Below are 11,360 nucleotides of genomic sequence, written 5' to 3' on the forward strand. Positions count from 1 at the left end.
GGGTTGTCAACCGCGCTCCGCCAGGGTATTTATCTTATGAGCAAGGCACCCAGCCCCAAAACCATTGTCTATGTTCATAACCGCTATACCGGGCACACAGGAATTCAGCATTGCAAACATGGGCGTTAGTCCGTTTAAATTAACGCCGTATCCCACAGAGGTTGGCACTGCTATGACTGGTTTGTCTATAAGCGCCCCTACTACTGAGGGCAGCGCGCCTTCCATCCCCGCTGCTACGATTACTACATTGGCGCCTTCAAAAATACCCATGTTGTTAAGCAGCCTGTGCAGTCCTGCAACCCCGACATCATAGAGCTTCTCCACCTTGCTTCCCAGAAAAGAGGCCGTCACCGATGCCTCCTCGCAAACCGGTATGTCCGCCGTGCCCGCGCTGACTGCAACGATTCGTCCCAGTTGTGTGCGCCCCTGTCCTGCCTCGATTATCCTCGATGCGGCATAGTACCTTGCGCCATCGATTTCAAGGCCGTCGTATATCTCCTGTGATGCCCTGGTTATCAGCACCCTGCCGCTCATTTTATATATCCTGCGGGCTATTTCGATGGCATCCCCGGCGGTTTTCCCTTCTCCATATATAACCTCTGCAATGCCGCCTCTGAGGTGCCTGTGATGGTCTATTTTCGCAAACTCAAGGTCTTCATAAGGCAGATGTTTTAGCTTATTCAGCGCCTCGTCAACGGTGGTTTGGCCGCCTTGTAGTGAGACAAGCAGTGCCTTAATCGCCTCTTTATCCATGTCTGAACTCCTCATCCATGCCTGAACTCCTCTTTCAACTCCCTTGACATGAGATGCCGTACAGCCGCAGCCGGGTCCCTGGATTCATGAATCACTCTATAAACCTGTTCGACAATAGGCATTTCCACACCGGCACGGTTGGCAAGCGCAAAGGCCGATGCTGAGGTCTCAACACCCTCTGCCACTGCCTTCATATCAGAGAGGATTTCAGCCGGAGTCTCACCCCTGCCCAGGCGCAGACCCACCGTATAGTTTCTCGACAGATTTCCTGTGCATGTCAGCACAAGGTCTCCCAGACCGCTGAGTCCGGAAAATGTGTTTTCCTTAGCCCCAAGCACTACACCAAGCCTGATTATCTCTGACAGCCCCCGTGTAATCAATGCAGCACGGGCATTAAGCCCCAGCCCCAGCCCGTCACATATGCCGGAGGCTATTGCAATGACGTTTTTCAGCGCCCCGCCAAGCTCAACCCCTATAATATCCTCGTTCGTATAGACCCTGAAATACTCAGTGTAGAACATCTCCTGTAGCGCATGTCCGTATTTAGAGTGGCTTGCAATGGCGAGGGTGATGGCCGTTGGCCTTTTCTTTGCCACCTCATCGGCAAAACTCGGCCCGGAGAGTACTGCTATTTCATTGCCGGTGAATTCTCTGATTATTGCAGAGGCGGTTTTAAGCGTACCGCGCTCTATCCCCTTTGCAGCGGTAACAATAAGCGTGTCAGGGGCAATAGATGCCTGCACTTGTAATATGCCCCTGATAAACTGTGTCGGCACAACGAGTATGATATACTCTGCCGCCCCAACCGCTTCTATCAGGTTGTCTGTTGGTATGAGCCGTGCTGAGAGCTTCAGGCCGGGCATAAATAACTTGTTTTCCCCTGTCTCCTTAATGGATTCAACGGTCTCCTTCTCGTATGCCCACAGACGAACCTCATTGCCCTTTAATGCCAGCAGATTTGCTATAACTGTTCCCCAGCTGCCGGCCCCTATGACGCTTACTGTATTCACTCTGCCTATATCTTATAACTTATTTGCATAAAATTAAAACCGCTGGCAATACTTTATTTGCGCTCACAATATCCCTATTGCAGCGTGGTGGAGGTGTTGAAAACCACTAAGACGGTCGTCCTTGTCGTCGATTTGCCATTCCTGCTGCCCCCCTGTCTCGATGTCAACCAGACCTATTGTCCTTGAAGAGAACACATCATTCTGAAAGGTGCAGTAGGTATATGCCATATAGCCGTTGTTTATCTGACACGATGCTGCCCGAATGTCCCCTGATAAGGTGTTTTTAATCAGACCGCCATTCTTTATTCTATACACGATGTAGTATGTTGTAACCGTAGGGTTGCTTATATGCTTAATTACCGGGTTAGGGATTGTGCCGTCGTTTACGGTTGGCGTATCGTTTGATTCCATGAAATACACATAGCTCTTCTGATATATGATAATAAAGGTATTCGCGCCGTCCATGTTATCGAAGGCCATGACGTGTATATCCCTGTAGCCTTCTTTTCCGGCCTCGTGCCTTTCCCCAACAGAAATCGGCCACATGCGTACATTGTTGCGCCCTGTTGAGGTGTTAAAAAATTCTTCAACCTTTACTGTGGCATTAAACTTACCGGGGCCTGTCATGCCTCCGCTTGCTGATACAGCCCCGTCTACAAAGCCCCCATGCGCATCCCCTGAGTGACTTACCAGCGTCATCCCTGGAATCGCACCCGGTATCCAGTCAAGCCGGTTACTGTCATATCTTGATTCCTCGTATTGTGTCTCTTCGATTTCCATCTCCCCCACCATCAGCCTCTCTGTCCTTTTACACAGGACATCAAAGATTGCTGTCTGGCCGTTATAAACCCATGTATCTGAGGTTACAAAGAATTCCGGTGGCGTCTTATCCAGATACCACCTGTTTGTCACTTCTAAGTTCAAGGTAAATGGATGCTGCACATTGCTGCCCCTGATAATTTTATTGCTTTCGATTTTTACAAGGGCGTTGTCTTTATCAAAAACGTCTATTACCTGATGGGTCTTCCAGTTGTATCCTGTCTGCCAGGGGGTGCCGGTTATATAGTCGCTGCCTATGAGCTTGCCGGTAACATAGCTGCTGTCTTGCGGTGTTGATTTATATGCTATCTCGTTTTTCCAGAGCTGATAGAACTCCTCATCAGGGTACAGGGTCAACTCCCTGTACATCACACCAGTGCCAAGCAATGTCTGCTGATTTTTAAACATGCAGGCATTTATATAGCCGTCACTGTCAGTTGTGTATGGGTGTCTGCTGCCGGATATACGCATTAACTGTGCGGCATCTTCTATAAATTTATCCTTCCCGTTTACTTGTGTTTTTGTCCAGTTGCTGACATAGTGGCTGCCTACGATTCTCTGCTGATATAACACTACTAAAGTCGAACTCCACGATGTCTTCATAAATTCTGCATTGTCTATTGTGCCGTTATAGACATAAATAGAAGGCAGCTCTGCCGCATAGACCCCATCACCAGAGTGGATGTTCAGCGTAAGACCAGTGTCTGAGATTGTCAGTCCGTCTCCCATCATACCATCAGGAGTTAATGCAGCCACATCATCGCTGCTGTTGTCATACTTATAGAGCAGTGCCCTGTAGTCCCTACCGTTGTCCTCTCCAGTTGTGACATAGACTAATTCGTAACCATAGGCGTCAGGCTCAGTGGATGTGTCTCTTATGTATATGAGCAGGACACGGGCCTTAGCAGACTTCCCTGTGATTCGAATATAATCCATGCCGGGGATAGATTTGACTAATATCTCCGCATCACCTGTGTCTATGACGCGATTGTCAATAGAAATGCCCCTCATGGCCATCAAACGCTTCATTTCTCTGAGTTTGTTTTTTGCAAATGACAGATAGACCTCACCGCCTTCGATGTCGAGCCTCAACGGATTATTTTCGTTTGCAAGGTATTGCATAGTTCCCCCTCAGACAAAAAATGATTCAGGCAGCCGCCCTCATCTGGCACATAAGCATTACCAGATAATCTATAGTAACACAATAAATGTTAATTGTCAAGCAAATAATATTACTGAAGCGTGGAGGCAGCAGCTATTATTGTTTTTGCAGGCTGCTATGTGCTGTTATGTGCTGTTATGTGCTGTTATGTAACGGGGGTGTCATGCGAGCGGTCTTTTAACTTTGCCTGATCTGCCATCATTTGTTTTATCTTTGCGTTAGCGCCACGCAGACGTCTGCTGAAGATATGCGTCAGTTTCTTGAAGAGTTTAAGCGTAACAATGTCGTCATAGCCTTCCATTATCCTTCTGTCAAACTCAAGCAGTACGGTGTCATCGTGTGCCCTTGCCCTTGCTGTTCGTGGAGAGCCGTCAAGTATGGACATCTCACCGAAGCAGCTGCCACGCTTTAAACGCGCCAGTACAGTTTCCCGTCTTTTGTTGACCATCTGTGAGATGATGATTATCCCATCCACTATGACGTAGAATCTATCGCCGGGCTGACCGTCCTCAAATATGAGGTCGTTTTCTTTGTAGTTTCTGCACTTGCTGATTTTCAGAAGCGCTATCAGTTCTTCGTCGGTTAGAAAGGAAAAGAAGTCCAGTTCCCTTATCTTTCTGATTGTCTTACTAATGGCCATTGGAACGCTCCTGATGGAGTCTTCTATGGCCTTTTCCATCTCATTGAGCTGGAATGGGTATTTTATAGTTGCGGTTATGCCCTCTCTGTACATTTTTTTGAGGTCTTGTACCGCAATTTCGCTGTCTATCAGGAGTATAACTTTAATTGGAACCTGACCGGGGTTTTCCCTTAAGGTCTCAAGAAAGTCCTCGCCATACATGCTAATAGTCTTGTAATCGGCAAAGAGCAGATCAAACTTTTCAGATTTAAGTAAATTAAACACCCTGGCAGGCACAGAAACCCCTGTAATACTAACATACCCCAAGTACTGCAATATCCCCTTTGTAGCATCAATGCTCTTCTGGTCAAAATGCAAAATCATCATTCGCAAATTATTATCAGCCATACCGTAATATTAAATCAGATGACCATGAATTGTCAATATCAAAAATACTTTTGTCAAGCTATGCTTGGGGGACATAATGGTATCTAAGCGGTTTACGGTTAGTTGATATGGAAAATGTGAAACAAAAGGAGTATGCGTACATACTCCTTTTGTTATGGTGATTACGGTATTACACTTTCTTTAATTGTGTGCCGCAGCGGCATTTACCGGGCTTGTCCGACACTGTGTTGCACATACAGCCATCGGAGCAGCCACACGCATACAGCCCTTTAATGCTTACCTTCTTCACTACCTTGCCACAGCCGCACTTCGTAGGGTCATCTTTGTCCAGTTTGCACGAACAGCCCTTTCCACACGTACACAAGAGTGTCTCATCGCCCTCTATCTTCAGTACATGCATCTGTACAAGGTCTTGCCCGCAGGTACATTTGCCGGGTTTTGTCATTACGGTATCACACGTACATGTATCACCGCAGTTGCATACGTATAGTATATCGCCTGGTTTACGCTTGGAAGACCCCTTCTTTTTACCTTCAGCATATGCCAGACCAGCGCTCAGTATCAGCACTAAAAACAACGACAAATACACAACAACTCTTTTCTTCATAAGATTCTCTCCTTGTAGAATATTTTCTTAGTGTGAGTTAACATAACATAGTTGGCTACTGCTTGTCAAACACCGCTAATTACAGGGCAAACGCATTTGAAAAATTAGGCAGAAATTGCCTATAGTCTTAGCTCCAACCGATGCTTTCCTGGATTCCAGCTTGCGCTGGAATGACAAAAAAGAGAATAGAATGATATTGTTAGGTGTTCTTTGCTCGGTTTTGTCTACCATTTCTATGTTTTTTATCCTGTCATTCCTGCGAAAGCTGGAATCTATAGGACGAAATGGCTATTGCTATTTTCAAATGCGTTTGCCCTGGAATTGCTGACCTGTCATCACTTTTTTTAGACTGGGATTTGTTATAATATATAGTGCTGAATATCACCGGAAATCATAAACCGGAAATCAATGATAGTGCGGGGTGTCTTAACTTGACGCCACTGCTCATTAAGGAGCCTATAACATGTATCTGATGTCAAAGAACATATTTTGACACATGCTAAAGAGGGGGGATATCGATGAGTAAGAAAATCCACACGACTGATGTACAGAAATATAATTTGAAGAAGTCCTTGACAGGAATACATGGGCTTGACGAGATTACAGGGGGACTTCCAAAAGGGCGCCCTACGCTGGTATGCGGCAACGTTGGATGCGGGAAGACGCTTCTGGCAATGGAGTTTCTTGTTCACGGAGCTAAGGAATATGATGAACCAGGCATTTTCATGTCTTTTGATGAGACAGCGGAAGATATTGTCGTTAATGTTGAATCTCTCGCTTTTAATATTAATGATCTGATGAAGAGTAAGAAGATTATACTTGATCATGTTTATATAGACCGTAAAGATTTTGAAGTCACTGGGGAATATGACCTTGAAGGTCTTTTTATCAGACTTGAGTACGCTATAAACACAATTGGAGCAAAGAGGGTAGTCCTCGACACCATAGAGTCACTGTTTGCAGGGCTGCAGTCTCATAACATCCTGAGAGCGGAATTAAGAAGGCTATTTAGATGGCTGAAGGAAAAAGGACTAACCGCAATCATCACAGCTGAGAGAGGTGATGGCGTACTCACACGACACGGGATTGAAGAGTATGTTGCAGATTGTGTAATACTCCTTGACCACAGGGTAGAAGGTCAGAGATCAACCCGGCGCCTGCGTGTTGTCAAGTATCGTGGTTCAACCCATGGTGCGAACGAGTATCCTTTTCTTATAGACACAGCGGGCATATCGGTGTTCCCCATCACATCACTTGGGCTTGAACATAAAGCGTCTACTGAGCATATTTCCACCGGCATTCCCCGCCTTGATACAATGTTGGACGGCAGAGGCTATTTCTGTGGAAGTTCTATACTAGTCTCTGGCACTGCAGGCACAGGAAAGACAAGTTTAGCAATACATCTTGTTAAATCAACATGCCAACGGGGTGAACGCTGCCTATATATCGCATCAGAGGAATCAATGTACCAGATAATCAGAAATAGCAGATCAATAGGCATTGACCTTGAACCTTTTATTGAGAGCGGCATTCTCAGGTTCAATGCAAGCAGGCCAACGTCCTTCGGAATGGAGAACCACCTGGTGACAATCCATAAACTGATTGACGAATTCAACCCATCAGTGTGTGTCATGGACCCTATCTCCAATTATAGTGATATAGGCAGCAATGATGAGGTAAAGATACTCATGATGAGGCTTGTTGACTTGATGAAATCTCGTAACATCACTTCCATTTACACTACCCTCACTGCACAAGGGGAATTCATTGATAATACAGATATAGGTATTTCATCACTAATGGATACATGGATAGTCCTGAAGACATTAGAATATAACGGAGAGCGCACAAGAGGGCTTTATGTTATAAAATCAAGGGGAATGTCCCATTCAAATCAGATAAGGGAGTTTATTATTACCGACAAAGGCATTGAACTTCTTGACGCTTACACAGGTTCAGGGATGGTGCTTACAGGAACTGCACGGATAGTTCAGGAGGCAAAAGACAGGGCGGATGATTTTATAATAAAGCAGAAGATGGAACGCAGGCTGCGTGAATTAGAATCAAAACGAAAAGAGGCAGAGGCACGGGTAGAGGCGTTGATGTCTGCTATTGCCAATGATCAGGCTGAAATTGATATGATATTATCCCAGGAAAGTGCAAGGATAGATATCAGAGAAAAGGTAACCGCCGAAATTTTGAAGAAGAGACAGCCTGAGTAACATGTTCCTGGCAGCAGAGGAGGAAGCTTTGGATAATAAATCTGTTAAGAAGTCATCGCTGAGAAAGGGCGAATTGAATGATGAAAAACTGACATGGAAGCTCCGGCTTTATTCTGAGGCAGAGAAGGTACCAGCAGGGCTTGATATTAAGGTAGTGATGAGAGAACACAATGAAATATGATATCAACAGGCCTGAGAAAGAGACTCAAGATGAAAAAGAGAAATATGTTCTGAAGCTGTATGTGACAGGTAATACACTTCTTTCTATGAGGGCAATAGACAATATAACGAGATTATGCGAGGAGCATTTCAAAGGACAATATAAACTTAATATAATAGATATATATCATCGGCCATCGCTTGCATGGCGGGAACGGATAGTGGCAACACCGATGCTATTAATAGAACGCCCCCTTTGCCATAGAAGCTTTGTTGGAGATTTGTCTAACACTGAGCTGCTTCTTGCTGAACTTAAGAAACTATGACATGAACAGTTAGACGCGATAATATCGTTCCATTTACCATGGAAAGGTGCTTTGGTTAATCGGCGGGAGGAGCCTTCCCTCTACCCCATCAGTCTCCTGCTACAATTTTCAACTGAGTTTGCCATGCTATTTGCCAGTTGAGCTTCTCTGGCTGTTTACCTAATATATTTGAAAATTTACTCATGTGGCTATACGGCTACTATTATCTCTTTACATTCATTGTTCCATTGAGCGGCATAATGTGATTTTTGATTTTCAGCCCATAGCCATGCAGTGATAGCTTCTTTTATATTCTCTATGGCCTCTTCCTTGGGTTTACCCTGCGATACGCAGCCAGGCAACGCCGGTACTTCCGCAACTATACAGCCATCTTCGGCATGTTCTATTTTGACATAAAAATGCATTGTGCTATCCTCTGTTCAGTATTATACAGGTTCCAAGTCAAAAAGACTTAGGCAATGGACTTAACGTCTATTAAAATGTCTATCCCCATTTTAGTCATTATGGTGTACACCAATTGTATAGAGAAAAATAGCTAAGGATGTCAGTTTATCTGGATTTTTGTAAAGACAATAAGTGTCAACGGCACACGCAGAGTCAGGAGGCCGACGGGAAAACACCTATTGACATAAGAATCAATTTGTTAGATTGATTGTATGAGTTCTATGAATAAGATACCTAATTGATGCGACTGTGTTTAAAATTAGGAGCCCCAGGCCAGTCAAGGTTAGCGGGCGGTGATTAGAAGCTATATGAAAGAATACTTTTTGTCTAATGTTCAAAAACATCTTAACCGACGTAGACGGTCGCTGTACCTCTTTAGCCCTCCTCTCTTTAACATCCCTCTTTAGCTGAAAAGATAAAATAGTCACTGACACTATTATCTCATGGACACTATTACAAAGGACTACATATGTAGAAGATATAATTGCCTCCAAACTGTTTGTAATCAAGCAGCTTTTTAAGCTTCTTAATAATATACTTATGAATATCTATTTATTTACGTCCCAATACCTCCTTTCGGGAGAACAATATTGACAAAAAAGAGTTACTTGGTCTAGTATATAGCCAGGTGGTTGGAAATCTATTGGAATTGAACTCATTAATTATGAGAGAGGCATAACAAAATTATGGATATTTCCCTTGACGATATAGTAGCCACATTATCAAAGCAACCGAGAACAGGTTGGCTGATAAAAGGTATTGAACACCCTGAGATGGTTTCAGACCACACTTTTGGAACATTGTTCTTTTCATTTTTAATTAAAGAATTGTATAATTCAAAAATCGATTTACCTAAAATCGATTTACCTAATCTTCTCGCTATGACATTAGTTCATGATATGCAAGAAATATTTACTGGAGACATAACTCCTCGATTAAAAAGCTATTTTACTCAATCACTTATCGGTGAAACATATAAAGACCTTGAATTTATGTATTTAAATAAGCTGCTTGACTATTTGCCGGACAAAAGTAAAATATTTATAGGTGAATTATTTAATGAATTTTGTAAAGAGGAAAGTTTACAGGCGAAAATAGCTCGTAAGATTGATATTGCTGAAATGTTGGCACAAGCATATGAATACGAAAAAATCGGTCATAGAAGGCTTGATGAATTTTGGAGCTGGGCAGATTTATGTAACAATGATGATATTATTAGTAAACTGATGGATGCTATTGTTAGAAAGCGGTATTTCCTTCAAGCTGTTTTGTCAATTTCTTATCAAAGATTTGAGTCAAGCTGTCATCATCAAAGCAAGGAACTTGCAGAAAGAGTTAAACGTATAGATTATGATCGCTGGTCGAAGCGTGACACTAGTATAAAGGATTATTTTACACAAGAACATAAGCTTTCAAGTATGGATATTTCAATTAACGTATTAGATGTCGGATGTGGGTTAGGTAGTTTTTCACGTTTTTTCCTTGAGGAAATGCCCGATACATCAATAGTTGATGGTATAGATATAAACCCTTTCCTATTAAAAGAAGCCCATCAAAGATGGTCGGGAAGAATTAACACTTTATCTCCTTGTGATATTGGCTGGTATTGGGATATACCATCTGAGGAATATAACGTTATACTAATAGGTGAGGTACTTGAGCATGTTTTCAATCCGCGATTTGTGTTAATGGAATCTTTTAGAGTATTGAAGTATAGAGGTCTTTTGATTATTTCTGTACCGAATAGTTTTCATAAGGAAAAAATGGAAAGATATGAAACACAGCAAAGAATAGAGTTGCGATCTCAGGAACAACATATTAGATATTTTAGCCCTCAGTCAATAAAGGAAGAGGTAGGATATGCAGGTTTTAAGATTATTAAGATGGTAGGCCTGGAGAAAGAATGGGTAAACTCTTTTGACATGGATATTAATGACTTGCTATCCGAGAAGCCTAAGGACGCCTGGACTATATTAGTTTTTGCCGAAAAAATGGATGAACGAGAGATCAATGATATAGGAATAATTCCTGCACCAGATAGAATGGGTGAAGATAAAACTTTATATAAATTTATCAAAGAGCACCATATGTTTAATTCTTACTGTAAAATACATGCTTTTATAGAAGCTGTATACAAGGCAAAACTATTACGGTTTAATATTCAAGATAATAATTCAGAAACGATAGCACAACAGACATTTAGATTATCTTTCTTTGCATTGGTAATAGCAATTGAATTTGGTTATGACTCAGAGTTGGCTATAAAATGTGTGTTGTTACAAGGACTTGAAGAAACACATCTATGTGAATTTATTCATTCCATCAGAGCATTAATCAATTTAGATACGAGAAGAAAAGCAGTAGATGATTTGCTTTCATTTTTACCATCAGATATAAAGGACGCTATCTTAAAAACATATGATGATAATTTATACAATGATTTATCTGATGAGGGTGCAATTGCAAGATTTCTCCTGCAAAGAGACTATATGAGACACAACATTAATTTTAAAATTATTAATTCTTATAACTATCCGTTTGATAAGTTTATTTCGCTAATAAATTCTCTCCAAAATCAATATCACCATGAAAGTTGAGAAAAATTATATCCCCTTATTTATATGGTATGTTCTTCCGGGTATCAATGCCCTATGTCTCTTAGTTATTTTTCCTATATTAATTATAAATACTATGTTTATATTTAATAATATGTCTTTAGTATCTGTTATCGGGTGGATTTTATCAGGTCTTATTATTGGTTTTTTAATGGATTCGATGAAGTTATATAGATATACTTATAAGTATAATGAAACTTCTGATGACTTTTTTTG

General features: G+C 42.1%; 10 protein-coding genes. 4 read left to right on the plus strand and 6 right to left on the minus strand.

The annotated features are described in order from the left end of the window. Positions 1-6: 6 nt before the first annotated feature. From larB to ASN18_RS14550, 5 genes are all read right to left on the minus strand, one after another. Entirely contained in the window at positions 7-753 is a 747-nt protein-coding gene (larB, locus tag ASN18_RS14530; protein ID WP_085053507.1) for a nickel pincer cofactor biosynthesis protein LarB, read from the minus strand. A gap of 11 nt (positions 754-764) precedes the next feature. Beyond that, positions 765-1,763 carry an NAD(P)H-dependent glycerol-3-phosphate dehydrogenase gene (locus tag ASN18_RS14535; protein WP_085053508.1) on the minus strand — a complete coding sequence of 333 codons (999 nt, stop codon included), beginning with the start codon at positions 1,761-1,763 and terminating at the stop codon, positions 765-767. A gap of 63 nt (positions 1,764-1,826) precedes the next feature. Next, complete coding sequence (locus tag ASN18_RS14540) at positions 1,827-3,704, minus strand: hypothetical protein (RefSeq protein ID WP_085053509.1); 1,878 nt, start codon at positions 3,702-3,704, stop codon at positions 1,827-1,829. Positions 3,705-3,889: 185 nt separating this feature from the next. Then, on the minus strand, positions 3,890-4,750 hold the full coding sequence (locus ASN18_RS14545) for a cyclic nucleotide-binding domain-containing protein (protein ID WP_236861789.1): 861 nt from the start codon (positions 4,748-4,750) through the stop codon (positions 3,890-3,892). A 190-nt stretch (positions 4,751-4,940) separates the two neighbouring features. Then, positions 4,941-5,378: a hypothetical protein gene (locus tag ASN18_RS14550; protein ID WP_085053511.1), complete on the minus strand. Its 438-nt coding sequence runs from the start codon at positions 5,376-5,378 to the stop codon at positions 4,941-4,943. Positions 5,379-5,896: 518 nt separating this feature from the next. On the opposite strand from ASN18_RS14550, the gene kaiC reads away from it, so the two are divergent. Genes kaiC through ASN18_RS14565 form a run of 3 tightly spaced genes read left to right on the plus strand, consistent with a single transcriptional unit; the run spans position 5,897 to position 8,085 of the window. Further along, complete coding sequence (kaiC, locus tag ASN18_RS14555; protein ID WP_085053512.1) at positions 5,897-7,600, plus strand: circadian clock protein KaiC; 1,704 nt, start codon at positions 5,897-5,899, stop codon at positions 7,598-7,600. 28 nt (positions 7,601-7,628) lie between these two features. Further along, positions 7,629-7,781: a hypothetical protein gene (locus ASN18_RS14560; protein ID WP_157073022.1), complete on the plus strand. Its 153-nt coding sequence runs from the start codon at positions 7,629-7,631 to the stop codon at positions 7,779-7,781. After that, complete coding sequence (locus tag ASN18_RS14565) at positions 7,771-8,085, plus strand: circadian clock KaiB family protein (protein WP_085053514.1); 315 nt, start codon at positions 7,771-7,773, stop codon at positions 8,083-8,085. Before ASN18_RS14560 ends, ASN18_RS14565 begins: the two co-directional genes overlap by 11 nt. Positions 8,086-8,273: 188 nt before the next feature. On the opposite strand, the gene ASN18_RS14570 is transcribed toward ASN18_RS14565, so the two are convergent. Next, positions 8,274-8,489, minus strand: a complete 216-nt coding sequence (locus ASN18_RS14570; protein ID WP_085053515.1) for a type II toxin-antitoxin system HicB family antitoxin — start codon at positions 8,487-8,489, stop codon at positions 8,274-8,276. A 726-nt stretch (positions 8,490-9,215) separates the two neighbouring features. Between ASN18_RS14570 and ASN18_RS14575 the strand changes: the two genes are divergently transcribed. Next, on the plus strand, positions 9,216-11,126 hold the full coding sequence (locus tag ASN18_RS14575) for an HD domain-containing protein (protein WP_085053516.1): 1,911 nt from the start codon (positions 9,216-9,218) through the stop codon (positions 11,124-11,126). Positions 11,127-11,360: the final 234 nt, after the last annotated feature.

Source organism: Candidatus Magnetominusculus xianensis (assembly GCA_001541255.1).
Lineage (GTDB): Bacteria > Nitrospirota > Thermodesulfovibrionia > Thermodesulfovibrionales > Magnetobacteriaceae > Magnetominusculus > Magnetominusculus xianensis.